The sequence below is a fragment of the Enterobacter sp. GER_MD16_1505_Eko_090 genome (assembly GCF_003331015.1).
In the GTDB taxonomy this organism is placed as follows: Bacteria; Pseudomonadota; Gammaproteobacteria; order Enterobacterales; family Enterobacteriaceae; genus Enterobacter; species Enterobacter roggenkampii.
The window spans coordinates 73,935-87,317 of record NZ_PUQF01000001.1; the positions used below are offsets into that span (position 1 = coordinate 73,935).

General features: G+C 58.2%; 11 protein-coding genes. 9 read left to right on the plus strand and 2 right to left on the minus strand.

The window, feature by feature from the left end:
- Window positions 1-47 precede the first annotated feature (47 nt).
- From malZ to C6A40_RS00355, 3 genes are all read left to right on the plus strand, one after another.
- Complete coding sequence (malZ, locus tag C6A40_RS00345; protein WP_045335388.1) at window positions 48-1,865, plus strand: maltodextrin glucosidase; 1,818 nt, start codon at window positions 48-50, stop codon at window positions 1,863-1,865.
- A gap of 86 nt (window positions 1,866-1,951) precedes the next feature.
- On the plus strand, window positions 1,952-4,573 hold the full coding sequence (locus C6A40_RS00350) for a DUF2339 domain-containing protein (RefSeq protein WP_045335389.1): 2,622 nt from the start codon (window positions 1,952-1,954) through the stop codon (window positions 4,571-4,573).
- The gene (locus C6A40_RS00355) at window positions 4,570-5,955 is read left to right on the plus strand and encodes a DUF3999 domain-containing protein (RefSeq protein WP_045335390.1); all 1,386 of its coding nucleotides are present in this window, start codon (window positions 4,570-4,572) and stop codon (window positions 5,953-5,955) included. Before C6A40_RS00350 ends, C6A40_RS00355 begins: the two co-directional genes overlap by 4 nt.
- 43 nt (window positions 5,956-5,998) lie before the next feature.
- Here the strand turns inward: C6A40_RS00355 and C6A40_RS00360 are convergent, their stop codons facing one another.
- Together C6A40_RS00360 and acpH are read right to left on the minus strand one after the other, a co-directional pair.
- Window positions 5,999-6,601 (minus strand): peroxiredoxin, encoded by a 603-nt coding sequence (locus C6A40_RS00360; RefSeq protein ID WP_008503347.1) that lies wholly within the window; start codon window positions 6,599-6,601, stop codon window positions 5,999-6,001.
- A gap of 127 nt (window positions 6,602-6,728) precedes the next feature.
- Window positions 6,729-7,310 carry an ACP phosphodiesterase gene (gene acpH, locus C6A40_RS00365; protein ID WP_023293170.1) on the minus strand — a complete coding sequence of 194 codons (582 nt, stop codon included), beginning with the start codon at window positions 7,308-7,310 and terminating at the stop codon, window positions 6,729-6,731.
- A 92-nt stretch (window positions 7,311-7,402) separates the two neighbouring features.
- Here acpH and queA point away from each other — a divergent pair, with 92 nt between their 5' ends.
- The 6 genes from queA to C6A40_RS00395 all read left to right on the plus strand — a co-directional run bounded on the left by queA (window position 7,403) and on the right by C6A40_RS00395 (window position 13,374).
- On the plus strand, window positions 7,403-8,473 hold the full coding sequence (gene queA / locus C6A40_RS00370) for a tRNA preQ1(34) S-adenosylmethionine ribosyltransferase-isomerase QueA (RefSeq protein ID WP_023326778.1): 1,071 nt from the start codon (window positions 7,403-7,405) through the stop codon (window positions 8,471-8,473).
- A gap of 53 nt (window positions 8,474-8,526) precedes the next feature.
- Complete coding sequence (tgt, locus tag C6A40_RS00375; protein ID WP_003859110.1) at window positions 8,527-9,654, plus strand: tRNA guanosine(34) transglycosylase Tgt; 1,128 nt, start codon at window positions 8,527-8,529, stop codon at window positions 9,652-9,654.
- Between the two features lie 22 nt (window positions 9,655-9,676).
- Window positions 9,677-10,009: a preprotein translocase subunit YajC gene (yajC, locus tag C6A40_RS00380; RefSeq protein WP_000007630.1), complete on the plus strand. Its 333-nt coding sequence runs from the start codon at window positions 9,677-9,679 to the stop codon at window positions 10,007-10,009.
- A 27-nt stretch (window positions 10,010-10,036) separates the two neighbouring features.
- Window positions 10,037-11,884, plus strand: coding sequence for a protein translocase subunit SecD (secD, locus tag C6A40_RS00385; RefSeq protein ID WP_114191217.1), 1,848 nt, complete (start codon window positions 10,037-10,039; stop codon window positions 11,882-11,884).
- Between the two features lie 10 nt (window positions 11,885-11,894).
- Window positions 11,895-12,866 (plus strand): protein translocase subunit SecF, encoded by a 972-nt coding sequence (gene secF, locus C6A40_RS00390; RefSeq protein ID WP_008503342.1) that lies wholly within the window; start codon window positions 11,895-11,897, stop codon window positions 12,864-12,866.
- Between the two features lie 142 nt (window positions 12,867-13,008).
- Window positions 13,009-13,374: a VOC family protein gene (locus C6A40_RS00395; RefSeq protein WP_045335391.1), complete on the plus strand. Its 366-nt coding sequence runs from the start codon at window positions 13,009-13,011 to the stop codon at window positions 13,372-13,374.
- Window positions 13,375-13,383: the final 9 nt, after the last annotated feature.

Here is a 13,383-nt window from a genome sequence, read left to right on the forward strand (position 1 = left end):
ACCACCCTGTGGCAAGGTGACGTCAATTTCATCAAAGGGGATTCGTGATGTTAAACGCCTGGCACCTTCCGGTTGCCCCATTTGTTAAGCAAAACAAAGACAACCTGGTGATTACGCTCTGGCTGGCGGGTGAAAATCAGCCTGAACGCGTGACGCTCCGCGCCGAAATCGATAACGAAGAGACCGGGCTGAAAATGCACAAGCTGCGCAGCCAGCCGCAGCCGGGAATCACCGCCTGGCGGGCGAATATCGACCTGCGTAGCGGACAGCCGCGCCGCCGCTACAGCTTTAAGCTTTTGTGGAACAACAGCCAGCTGTGGTTTACCCCGCAGGGGTTTAGCCGTTTCCCGCCTGCACGGCTGGAGCAGTTTGCGGTCGATTATCCGGATAACGGTCCGCAGTGGGTTAACGATCAGGTCTTTTACCAGATTTTCCCGGACCGTTTTGCGCGCAGCGAAAAGCGCAGTGCCGACCAGGATAAGATCTATTACCACCATGCAGCGGGCCACGACATTATCCTGAAAGCGTGGGATGAGCCGTTAACCGCGCAGGCGGGCGGCTCGACCTTCTACGGCGGCGATCTCGACGGTATCAGCGAAAAGCTGCCGTACCTGAAAAAACTGGGCGTGACGGCGCTGTACCTCAACCCGGTGTTTAAAGCCCCGAGCGTACACAAATACGATACCGAAGATTATCGCCACGTTGATGAGCAGTTTGGCGGCGACGAGGCGCTGCTGCGCTTGCGTAAGAATACGCAAAAAGAGGGGATGCGCCTGATCCTGGACGGCGTGTTCAACCACAGCGGCGATTCGCATGCGTGGTTTGATCGGCATAACCAGTCGATGGGCGGGGCATGTCATAACCCGGATTCGCCGCAGCGCGACTGGTACAGCTTTAACGAGGAGGGCCGCGCGCTGGACTGGCTGGGCTACCCGAGCCTGCCGAAGCTGGATTTCCAGTCGCCAACGCTCGTTAATGAAATCTACGGCGGCGAAGACAGCATCGTCCGACACTGGCTGAAGGCGCCGTGGAATATGGACGGCTGGCGCCTGGACGTGGTGCATATGCTCGGCGAAGCGGGCGGGGCGCGGAACAACCTTCAGCACGTCGCCGGCATAACGCGCTCGGCAAAAGCCGCACAGCCGGAAGCGTTCGTTTTTGGCGAGCACTTTGGTGACGCGCGCCAGTGGCTGCAGAATGATGCGGAAGATGCGGCGATGAACTATCGCGGCTTTACCTTCCCGCTGTGGGGATTCCTCGCCAACACCGATATCTCCTACGATCCAAATCATATCGACGCGGAAACCTGCATGGCGTGGATGGAGAACTACCGCGCCGGGCTGTCGCATCAGCAGCAGCTGCGGATGTTTAACCAGCTCGATAGCCACGATACCGCGCGTTTTAAATCCCTGCTGGGCAAGGATGTCGCGCGTCTGCCGCTGGCGGTGACCTGGCTCTTCACCTGGCCGGGCGTGCCGTGCATCTACTACGGAGACGAGGTGGGGCTGGACGGCAACAACGATCCGTTCTGCCGCAAAACCTTCCCGTGGTCACCAGAGAAACAGGACAAAGTGCTGTTCAGCCTCTATCAGCGACTGGCGAAGCTGCGTAAGCAGAGTCTTGCCCTGCGCTACGGCGGCTGCCAGGTGGTATACGCTCATGATAACGTCGTGGTCTTTGCCCGCGTTTATAACCAGCAGCGCGTGCTGGTGGCGATCAACCGGGGCGAGGCCTGCGAAGTGGTGCTGGATGATTCACCGCTGCTGAATGTCGCTGCGTGGAAGAGCAAAGAGGGCAAGGCGACAATACAGGACGGCGTGCTGGCGCTGCCTGCAATATCCGCGACGATCTGGTTCGGCAGCTAATACGCGATTGTTTCCACCTTTTAAGATGGCGCAAACGCAACGATTTGTGTCAATCTTAACAGATCGTTTACGGTGAAGGTGGAAACATGGACGAGCTTTACATCCTTGGCTGTTTATTCCTGGTTTTTGCGCTGCTGGTTGCGCCCGTGCTTGCGGTTATCGGGTTTAATCGCAGTACGGCGGCGCAGCAGGAGATCGCCCGGCTGCGCCAGCGCATAGAGGCGCTTGAGCAGCGCGGCGTGCCTGAGAACGCGTCGGAACCGGTGCAGACCGCCGCGCCGGAGGCAATTACCGCGCCAGTGGTGGAGGACGCTCCCGCGCCTGTCGACCCCTGGCGACCCGATATTCCCGCAGCGGTGGCAGAACCCGCTTCTTCCCAGGCCCCGACCCCTGCGGCAAAACAGCCTTCAGCCTTTGGCGGCATCCTGACGTCGCTGGCGCGCTGGTTCATGCAGGGCAATCCGCTGGCGAAGCTGGGCATTCTGCTGCTCTTCCTCGGCCTCTCTTTCCTGCTGCGCTATACCGTCGAACATTCCCTGTTCCCGCTTGAGCTGCGCCTCGTGGCAGCGGCGCTGTTTGCCGTTGTTCTGCTGGCGATTGGGTGGCGGCTGCGGCACAGGCAGCGGGTCTATGCGCTGATCCTCCAGGGCGGGGCGACCGGGGTGCTTTACCTGACGGTGTTTGGCGCCTTCCGGCTCTGGCAAATGCTGCCGATGACGCTGGCTTTTGCGCTGCTGGTGGTGATCTGCGCGGCGAGCGTCGGGCTGGCGGTGCTGCAGAAGGCCCTGAGCCTGGCCATGCTGGCGAGCCTCGGCGGGTATCTTGCGCCACTGCTGTTGTCTACCGGGGGCGGCAGCTTTGTCGCGCTGTTCTCTTTCTATCTCCTGCTGTCCATCGGCATTCTTGCTATCAGCATCTGGCAGCACTGGCGCGAGCTGAACCTGCTCGGGCTGCTGTTCACGTTCGGCGTGGGCGGCCTGTGGGGGCTGAGTGATTACCAGCCTGAAGACTATTGGATCTGCCAGCTGTTCCTGATTGCCAATACGCTGATCTTCGGCGTGCTGAGCGTGGCGCTGTCGCTGCGGGCCCAGGAAAAAGGGAAGCAGATCGTTGACGGCGTGCTGCTGTTTGCCCCGCCGCTGATCGGCTTCGGAATGCAGTACGGTATGACGCAGCACTGGGACTATGGTCCGGCGCTGAGCGCGCTGGGATACGGCGCATTTTATCTCACCCTCGCGTACCTCGCGCTGCGGCGCTATCCCTCCCTCGGACGGCCGCTGGTCATGGCTGCACTGGCGATCGGCGGCGGGTTCGCCACGCTCGCCATTCCGCTGGCGCTGTCGGCGTGCTGGACGGCAATGGCCTGGGCGCTGGAGGGGCTGGGTATTCTCTGGCTGGGCGTGCAGCAGCACCAGCGGCGCATGAGCTATAGCGGGACGGCGCTGCTGGTGCTGGCCCTCGGCAGCGCGCTGTGGGCGCAAACGGACGGCGTTACGTCGCTGAGCCTGCTCCTTATCTTCGCCATCCTCAGCCTTTGCTGGCTGGCTGCGGCCTGGCTGTGGCGGACTCTTTTTCTGCCGGTCAGCTGGGCGCTGCTGGCAGGCGGGCTGCTGTTCTGGCTGGTTGCGCAGCTGGGTGCGTCGCAGCTTGTACTTACGAAAGAATTACCGATTCTGGCGGGCGTGCTGGCGCTGACGGCGGCGTCGGTCTGGGGCTGGCGGCAGGTGGCCGCTCGTCTGGCGTGGCGAGAGCTGGACGCCAGCAAATGGCTGCTGTGGCCGGTAATGCTGCTGATGGTGGGGTATCAGATCTGGCATCAGCAGATCGTTGCCGCCGGCTGGTCAAACCTGGCCTGGTGCGTTGCGCTTCCTGCCGCGCTGATGCTGTTGCGGCGCGATGGTGAAAGGGTTCTGCCGCGTATCGCGATGGGGCTGCATCTGTCGCTGTGCTGGATGATTTTACTGGCGCTGGCCGCCGAGCTTTACTGGTTTGCCCGGTCTCTGCCGTGGGGCATGGCGGCCTGGGGCAGCGGATTAGCGATGGCCGCAGGCGGCGGGGTGATTATGGCGCTCTCTGCTGCGGTACGGCGTCGCGCGTGGCCGTTCCGGGAATGGCCTGCGCTCTATGCGTGTCTGGCTCCGATCCCTGCCGTCGTGGCGCTGCTGGTATTGCTGGTGGTGACCAATTTCCAGGACGGCGTGGTCTATCGTCAAACCTGGCTCCCGCTGGTAAACCCGCTTGAGGAAGGCGCAGCGTTCGCGTTGCTGGGGCTGGTGGTCTTTTATCGGGCGGTGGACCGCTACTACCCGGCATTGCTTGCGCAAGCGCGTCCGTGGCCTGGCGTCGCGCTCATGGCGTTTGGCTTCTGGTGGCTGAACGGTGCGCTGATGCGCGCCCTGGCCTGGTACGGCGACGTGGCCTGGAATATGGCATCGCTGTGGGATTCGCGGCTTATCCAGACCAGTTTTGCCCTGTTCTGGATGCTGAGTGCGCTGGTGGTCATGATCCATGCCACCCGTCGGGCTTCCCGGCAGGAGTGGCTCTGCGGGGCCGCGCTGCTGGGTGTGGTGATGGTTAAACTGATGCTGGTGGACAGCGCGGGCGGAGGCGGTCTGTCGCGCGCGGTGGCGTTTATCGGCGTGGCGATACTGGTGCTGATCGTAGGCTATTTCTCGCCGCTACCGCCAAAAACAGGAGATGAAAAATGAAATGGATGAAAGCGGTAGCGTGTACCGCGCTGCTGGCGCTTTCCGGCCCGGCGTTCTGCGACGAGGTACCGGCGGAATCGCCACGGGACTACGCCTTTGGTCGTTCACTCGACACGTCCGTTCCTTCCCGGTGGTATCGAGTGATGCTGCCGCTTGCCGTCTATGAGCAGAGCAAATCCGCGGATCTGCATGATGTTCGCGTCTTTAACCAGTCGGGTGAGCCGGTTCCCTTTAGCCTGATCGCCGCGACGCGCCCGCAGTCCACAGCGCAATCCACGGCGCTGCGCCTCTTTCCGCTGGATGTCTCGCCGCTCGCGGCTGCCTCAGACGCCGGTGACAGCGATAAGATCCGGCTCCGTTCCCGAAACGGCGTTGAGATTGTGCTGGAGGGGCAAAAAGCCGCCGCAGCCGGGCAACATTACCTGCTGAGCTTGCCGGAGCAGACGACGGGTGAGCTGGCCATATCCCAGCTGCAGCTGCTCTGGAATACCCCGCAGACGCCGTGGCAGGGAACGGCGTCGGTCTATTACAGCGAGGATCTTAAGCGCTGGTATACCCTGCGCGAAGATATGCCGCTGCTGGACGTCGCCAGCGGTCAGGATCGCCTTAAGCTCGATCGGATCGATACCGATACGGTTTTATCTCCCGAGGCGAATGGCTATCTCATGGTGGTGCTGAAAACGCAGAGCCAGGGGGTAACGTTGACCGGCGTAAACGCAATTAGCGCACCTGCGCAGGCGGCCCCGGAAGAGATCAATCTTGAGGGGGAAGGGGAGCAGTTATCGACAACCGAAGCGCAGTGGCGCTGGACGCGTCCGCAGCCGCTGAGCGCTGTCAGCATCTCGCTGAACGGCGATGGCGTCCTTCCCGTGGAGATCGCCTGGCGGCGTACGGAAAAAGACACATGGCATCCCCTGAAAAAAGAGGTGATTTACCGCCTGGAGGGGAAAACATCCGGACCGGTTTCGCTTAACGGGGACCTGGTGCAGGCAGTGAAAATCACGACGCTGAATGCGCGTCTGCCAGAATACCTGCCGAGCGTCACGGGGCATCGCGACCGCTATGACCTGGTGTTCAACGCGCAGGGTAAAGCGCCGTACGTGCTCGCCTGGGGCAACGGCGCCGCAAAGCCTGCACAGGTGGAACCTGACATGCTGATCCCAGCCGATCTGCGCAAGACCTATGATATGGCGAACCTGCCGCAGGCCGATATTCTGGATGATGTCGCGTTGGGCGGTGAGGGGCGGCTAAACGCCACCTCTGCAGGCGAGCGGGCGAGCTGGATGAACGCCCTGCTGGTGTGGGGCGTGCTGATCGCGGGCGTGCTCCTGCTGGCGGGCATGGCCTGGCGCATCTGGCGGGAAACGCAGCGCAAGGCATAAAAAAAGGCCCGCATAAGCGGGCCTTTCTCGTAAACCGTGCCGATTACAGGCTGGATACGTTCTCAGACAGGTATTTAGCTACGCCGTCTGGGGAAGCAGCCATACCTTCTTTACCTTTTTCCCACTGAGCCGGGCACACTTCGCCGTGCTCTTCGTGGAACTGCAGCGCGTCAACCATGCGCAGCATTTCGTCGATGTTACGACCCAGCGGCAGATCGTTCACAACCTGGTGACGAACGATGCCGTTCGCGTCGATCAGGAAGGAACCGCGCAGCGCAACGCCAGCGTCCGGATGTTCGATACCGTAAGCCTGCTGGATTTCGCGTTTGATGTCCGCAACCATTGCGTATTTCACCGCACCGATGCCGCCTTTGTCGACAGGGGTGTTACGCCATGCGTTGTGTACAAACTCAGAGTCGAAGGAGACGCCAACCACTTCTACGCCACGCTTCTGGAATTCTTCATAACGTTTGTCGAACGCGATCAGCTCAGACGGGCAAACGAAAGTGAAGTCCATTGGCCAGAAGAACAGAACGGTCGCTTTACCGTTGGTGTGCTGTTTGAAGTTGAAGTTTTCAACGATTTCACCGTTGCCCAGAACTGCTGCAGCTGTAAAATCCGGAGCCGGACGAGTTACCAGAACCATATGATTCTCCTGTAGATACTAAGGTTATTTGGAACGCAACGCGAGCCAGTATAGAGAGTGTTCATGGATAAGACAAAGAGGTGGTGACAATCGTTCCGCCAGCTTTTACCTATCAATACGAATTCTGTCAGAGCTGTTTGTTTTTCGCCTGCGCCATCATGCGCGGGTAAAACCGCCAGAAGCGGGTCTCCAGCGCATCGTAATGTTCATCCAGGTCATACCAGGAATCCCGCAGCGCATCCAGGCGCGGGCGACGGCTCGCCATCCCATTCAACACGTTCTGAATGAAATCCATCTCGCGATAGCGCTCCAGCCAGCGCTCTGACCACAGGTAGTTATTCAGATTCACAAAGCGCGGCGGCGAGTCGGGCAGAATGATCGACACCTGCTGATGGGCATAACGCACAAATTCCGGCAGGGGAAGCTCCGGCGAGAGCTGTGCCCAGTGGCGCGACAGGAAATGGTCCCACATCACATCAAGCGTGATCGGTGCGACGCGTCGCGTTTCCGGCCGAAACCACGCTTTGGCTTCCGTCACTTCCGGCAGCTTATCCGTTAGCACGTCGATGCGGCGGTGCATAAAAATCCCGTCGACAACCTCAGGGGCGTACGCTTCCGCGGGGTTGCCGCGTACGAAATCGGCCAGCAAATTACCGGACAGGGAGCTGTCAGCGAGGTGAGCGAGATGCAGGTGAGCGAGAAAATTCATGCGTTTTATTTGTCCGGGGGCGGCTAGTTGTTGCAGCAAAAGGGTGTGAGCACTAGACTATGCCGCCTGTTTTTAAGTCACGAGTATACGTCATGCGCGTCGCCGATTTCTCCTTTGAACTACCTGAATCCCTGATTGCTCACTATCCCATGCCTGAGCGCAGCAGCTGTCGTTTACTGTCACTGGATGGGCCAACGGGCGAGCTGACGCACGGTACTTTCACCGATTTGCTCGACAAGCTCAACCCTGGCGATCTGCTGGTCTTTAACAATACCCGCGTGATCCCGGCGCGCCTGTTCGGCCGTAAGGCCAGCGGCGGCAAGATTGAAGTGCTGGTCGAACGTATGCTCGATGATAAACGTATTCTGGCACATATTCGCGCATCCAAAGCGCCAAAGCCGGGCGCGGAGCTGCTGCTGGGCGATGACGAGAGCATCAAGGCGACCATGACCGCGCGCCACGACGCGCTGTTCGAGGTGGAGTTCAACGACGAGCGCACGGTGCTTGATATCCTGAACGCCATCGGCCACATGCCGCTGCCGCCGTACATTGAGCGTCCTGACGAAGAGGCTGACCGCGAGCTGTACCAGACCGTCTACAGCCAGAAGCCTGGCGCGGTCGCGGCCCCGACGGCAGGCCTGCACTTTGATGAACCGCTGCTGGAAAAACTGCGCGCGAAAGGCGTTGAGATGGCGTTTGTTACGCTGCACGTCGGGGCGGGAACCTTCCAGCCGGTGCGCGTGGACAGCATTGAAGACCACATCATGCACTCTGAGTATGCTGAAGTGCCGCAGGATGTCGTGGACGCGGTGCTGGCGGCGAAAGCGCGCGGTAGCCGCGTCGTGGCGGTCGGTACGACGTCGGTGCGCTCGCTGGAGAGCGCCGCGCAGGCCGCGAAAAGCGAGTTGATTGAGCCGTTCTTTGGCGATACGCAGATCTTTATCTACCCGGGTTACCAGTACAAAGTGATTGACGCGCTGGTGACCAACTTCCATCTGCCTGAATCGACGCTGATTATGCTGGTCTCCGCGTTCGCGGGGTATCAGCATACGATGAATGCCTACAAGTCTGCGGTAGAACAAAAATATCGCTTTTTTAGCTACGGGGACGCGATGTTTATCACGTACAATCCGCAGGCTTTGAATGAGCGTGTCGGGGAATAAGTCCGCGGCACCGTTTTACAACGTTGGACTGTTTTTCTGACGTCGGAGAAAAAATGAAATTTGAACTCGATACCACCGACGGTCGCGCGCGCCGCGGTCGCCTGGTGTTTGATCGCGGCGTGGTGGAAACCCCCGCGTTTATGCCTGTGGGCACGTACGGCACCGTAAAAGGGATGACGCCGGAAGAAGTTGAAGCCACTGGCGCGCAGATTATCCTCGGCAATACCTTCCACCTGTGGCTGCGTCCGGGTCAGGAGATTATGAAGCTCCACGGCGACCTGCACGACTTCATGCAGTGGAAAGGCCCTATCCTGACCGACTCCGGCGGTTTCCAGGTCTTCAGCCTGGGCGATATCCGCAAGATCACCGAGCAGGGCGTTCACTTCCGTAACCCGATCAACGGCGATCCGATTTTCCTCGATCCCGAAAAATCAATGGAGATTCAGTACGATCTCGGCTCTGACATCGTGATGATCTTCGACGAATGCACGCCGTATCCGGCCGACTGGGACTACGCCAAGCGTTCCATGGAGATGTCTCTGCGCTGGGCGAAGCGTAGCCGTGACCGTTTTGACTCCCTGCAGAACAAAAATGCGCTGTTCGGCATTATCCAGGGCAGCGTTTACGAAGATTTACGCGATATCTCTGTTAAAGGTCTGGTAGAGATAGGTTTTGATGGCTACGCTGTCGGCGGTTTGGCTGTGGGTGAGCCGAAGGAAGACATGCACCGCATTCTGGAGCACGTCTGCCCGCAAATCCCGGCGGATAAACCACGATACCTGATGGGCGTGGGCAAACCGGAAGATCTGGTTGAAGGCGTACGCCGCGGCATTGATATGTTCGACTGCGTCATGCCAACCCGCAACGCGCGTAACGGCCATCTGTTCGTTACCGATGGCGTGGTGAAAATCCGTAACGCGAAGCATAAGAGTGACACCAGCCCGCTCGATTCCGAGTGCGATTGCTATACCTGTCGCAATTATTCTCGTGCGTACCTGCATCATCTCGATCGTTGCAACGAGATTTTGGGCGCGCGTCTCAATACCATTCATAATCTTCGTTATTATCAGCGCTTAATGGCTGGTTTACGTAAGGCTATCGAAGAGGGTAAATTAGAGAGCTTCGTGACCGATTTCTACCAACGTCAGGGGCGGGATGTTCCACCGTTGAACGTTGATTAATTTTAATAATGAGGGAATTTGAATGAGCTTTTTTATTTCTGATGCGGTAGCAGCAACAGGCGCTCCAGCGCAGGGCAGCCCAATGTCTCTGATTCTGATGCTGGTTGTGTTCGGTCTGATCTTCTATTTCATGATCCTGCGCCCACAGCAGAAGCGCACCAAAGAGCACAAAAAGCTGATGGACTCCATCGCGAAAGGCGATGAAGTGCTGACCAACGGTGGTCTGGTCGGTCGCGTAACCAAAGTGGCTGAAAGTGGCTACATTGCAATCGCCCTGAACGACACCACTGAAGTGGTCATCAAACGTGACTTCGTAGCTGCCGTTCTGCCGAAAGGCACCATGAAGGCGCTGTAATCCCAACTTTTCCCAAAGGGAACTGCCGTGTTAAACCGTTATCCTTTGTGGAAGTACATCATGCTGGTCGTCGTGATTCTCGTCGGCCTGCTGTACGCGCTTCCCAACCTGTATGGTGAGGATCCGGCTGTTCAAATCACTGGCGCGCGCGGTGTCGCCGCCAGTGAGCAAACGCTGATCCAGGTCCAGAAAACGTTACAAGAAGAAAAAATTACCGCTAAGTCTGTGGCACTGGAAGAGGGCGCAATTCTTGCTCGCTTCGACACCACCGACACGCAGCTCCGCGCACGTGAAGCGCTGATGGGCGTGCTGGGTGATAAATACGTCGTGGCGCTTAACCTTGCCCCTGCAACCCCGCGTTGGCTGGCTGCGATGAATGCAGAGCCAATGAAACTCGGTCTTGACCTGCGTGGTGGCGTTCACTTCCTGATGGAAGTGGATATGGATACCGCGCTCGGCAAGCTGCAGGAACAGAATATCGACAGCCTGCGCAGCGATCTGCGTGATAAAGGCATCGCTTACACCACCGTGCGTAAAGAAGATAACTACGGCATGAGCATCACGTTCCGCGACAGCGCGGCGCGCGATCAGGCTGTAGATTACCTGGCCCAACGTCACCGTGACCTGGTGATCTCCTCGCAGGGCAGCAACCAGCTGCGCGCGGTGATGACCGATGCGCGCCTGAAAGAAGCGCGTGAATATGCCGTTCAGCAGAACATCAACATTCTGCGTAACCGTGTAAACCAACTGGGCGTGGCCGAGCCGCTGGTACAGCGTCAGGGTGCTGACCGTATCGTGGTTGAACTGCCGGGTATCCAGGACACCGCGCGTGCGAAAGAGATTCTCGGTGCGACCGCAACGCTGGAATTCCGTCTGGTGAATACCAACGTTGACCAGTCTGCTGCCGCTTCTGGCCGTATTCCGGGTGACTCCGAAGTGAAACAGACCCGCGAAGGTCAGCCGGTTGTGCTGTACAAACGTGTGATTCTGACCGGTGACCACATCACCGACTCCACGTCGAGCCAGGATGAATACAACCAGCCGCAGGTTAACATCTCGCTGGATAGCGCGGGTGGTAACATCATGTCTAACTTCACCAAGGACAACATCGGTAAACCGATGGCGACCCTGTTCGTGGAGTACAAAGACAGCGGTAAGAAAGATGCAAACGGCCGTGCTGTGCTGGTGAAAGAGGAAGAGGTGATTAACATCGCCAATATCCAGTCTCGTCTGGGTAACAGCTTCCGTATTACCGGTATTAACAACCCGAACGAAGCGCGTCAGCTCTCCCTGCTGCTGCGTGCCGGTGCGCTGATAGCGCCAATTCAGATTGTTGAAGAACGTACCATTGGTCCAACTCTGGGTATGCAAAACATCCAGCAGGGCCTGGAAGCGTGTCTGGCCGGTCTGGTGGTCTCTATCCTGTTCATGATCTTCTTCTATAAGAAGTTTGGTCTGATTGCGACCTCCGCGCTGATCGCGAACCTGGTGCTGATTATCGGCATCATGTCCCTGCTGCCGGGAGCGACGCTGACCATGCCGGGGATTGCGGGTATCGTTCTGACCCTTGCGGTGGCGGTCGACGCCAACGTACTGATTAACGAACGTATCAAAGAAGAGTTGAGCAACGGTCGCTCTGTTCAGCAGGCGATTGATGAAGGTTATAAAGGCGCGTTCAGCTCTATCTTCGATGCGAACGTAACAACACTGATTAAGGTTCTTATCCTGTATGCAGTGGGTACTGGCGCGATCAAAGGCTTTGCGATTACAACCGGTATCGGTGTCGCAACGTCAATGTTTACCGCTATTGTCGGCACCCGTGCCATCGTGAACCTGCTGTACGGCGGCAAGCGCGTCAAAAAGCTGTCTATCTGAGGAGTGCGTTGTGGCACAGGAATATACTGTTGAACAATTGAACCACGGCCGTAAAGTCTGGGACTTTATGCGCTGGGACTACTGGGCCTTCGGCATTTCAGGTTTCCTGCTGATTCTGTCCATCGTCATTATGGGCGTGAAAGGCTTTAACTGGGGTCTCGATTTTACCGGTGGTACGGTAATTGAAATCTCCCTGGAAAAACCGGTCGATATGGACCAGATGCGCGAATCGCTGCAGAAAGCGGGCTTTGAAGAGCCGCTGCTGCAGAACTTCGGCAGCAGCCGCGACATCATGGTGCGTATGCCGCCGGTGCACGATGCTAACGGCAGCCAGGAGCTGGGCAGTAAGGTTGTTAGCGTGATTAACGAAACAACCAGCCAGAACGCGGCGGTTAAGCGTATTGAGTTCGTCGGCCCAAGCGTGGGTGCTGACCTGGCGCAGACCGGCGCGATGGCGCTGCTGGTGGCGCTGATCTCCATCCTGGTATATGTCGGTTTCCGCTTTGAGTGGCGACTGGCGGCCGGTGTGGTTATCGCTCTGGCGCACGACGTGGTGATCACCATGGGCATACTGTCGCTGTTCCACATTGAGATTGACCTGACGATTGTGGCATCCCTGATGTCCGTCATCGGTTACTCACTGAACGACAGTATCGTGGTATCTGACCGTATCCGTGAAAACTTCCGTAAGATCCGTCGCGGTACGCCGTACGAAATCTTTAACGTGTCGTTGACCCAGACGCTGCACCGTACCTTGATCACATCCGGTACCACCCTGATGGTGATCCTGATGCTGTTCCTGTTCGGTGGCCCGGTTCTGGAAGGCTTCTCCTTGACCATGTTGATTGGTGTCACCATCGGTACGGCGTCGTCTATCTACGTTGCGTCCGCCCTGGCGCTGAAACTCGGCATGAAGCGCGAGCACCTGCTCCAGCAGAAAGTCGAAAAAGAAGGGGCGGATCAGCCGTCCATTCTGCCGTAAGGCGACGTTTAGCGCGTTATCGAAATCCCGGTCGGTTGACCGGGATTTTTTTTATCTGCTCCTGACAAACACTCCTGACAGTATGCTGTCAGGAGCCCTGTCGTAGACTCCTTCTGAACCCAAACAACAGGCAGGAGGATGTATGAAAAGCGTCATTAACTGGTTTGAAATTCCGGTCTTGGATATGGATCGCGCGATTAAATTTTATGAGCCGGTGATGCAGCTTGCGCTGCGTCGCGAGAAAATGGACTGTGCGGAGCTGGCGGTTTTCCCGCATGAGGATCCCGCCACCGGAGGCGCCCTGGCAAAATTTGACGGCGTTACACCGTCTTTGCAGGGCGCTATTATTTACCTGCATACTGACAATCTGGCGGCAACGCTCGATCGCATCGCCTCTGCGGGCGGCGAGTGCGTGTTTGGCCCGCTGGAACTGCCGCATGGCATTGGCACTATCGCCTTGTTTACCGACAGCGAGGGTAACCGCGTCGGCCTCCATCAACCTGCCTGAGAGCGAACT

Excerpts from the sequence above, each read along its gene's own strand:
- yajC (WP_000007630.1), top strand. The coding sequence starts at position 9,677 with ATGAGCTTTTTTATTTCTGATGCGGTAGCAGCAACAGGCGCTCCAGCG.
- malZ (WP_045335388.1), top strand. The coding sequence starts at position 48 with ATGTTAAACGCCTGGCACCTTCCGGTTGCCCCATTTGTTAAGCAAAAC.
- acpH (WP_023293170.1), bottom strand. The coding sequence starts at position 7,310 with ATGAATTTTCTCGCTCACCTGCATCTCGCTCACCTCGCTGACAGCTCC.
- C6A40_RS00350 (WP_045335389.1), top strand. The coding sequence starts at position 1,952 with ATGGACGAGCTTTACATCCTTGGCTGTTTATTCCTGGTTTTTGCGCTG.
- C6A40_RS00395 (WP_045335391.1), top strand. The coding sequence starts at position 13,009 with ATGAAAAGCGTCATTAACTGGTTTGAAATTCCGGTCTTGGATATGGAT.
- queA (WP_023326778.1), top strand. The coding sequence starts at position 7,403 with ATGCGCGTCGCCGATTTCTCCTTTGAACTACCTGAATCCCTGATTGCT.
- tgt (WP_003859110.1), top strand. The coding sequence starts at position 8,527 with ATGAAATTTGAACTCGATACCACCGACGGTCGCGCGCGCCGCGGTCGC.
- C6A40_RS00360 (WP_008503347.1), bottom strand. The coding sequence starts at position 6,601 with ATGGTTCTGGTAACTCGTCCGGCTCCGGATTTTACAGCTGCAGCAGTT.
- C6A40_RS00355 (WP_045335390.1), top strand. The coding sequence starts at position 4,570 with ATGAAATGGATGAAAGCGGTAGCGTGTACCGCGCTGCTGGCGCTTTCC.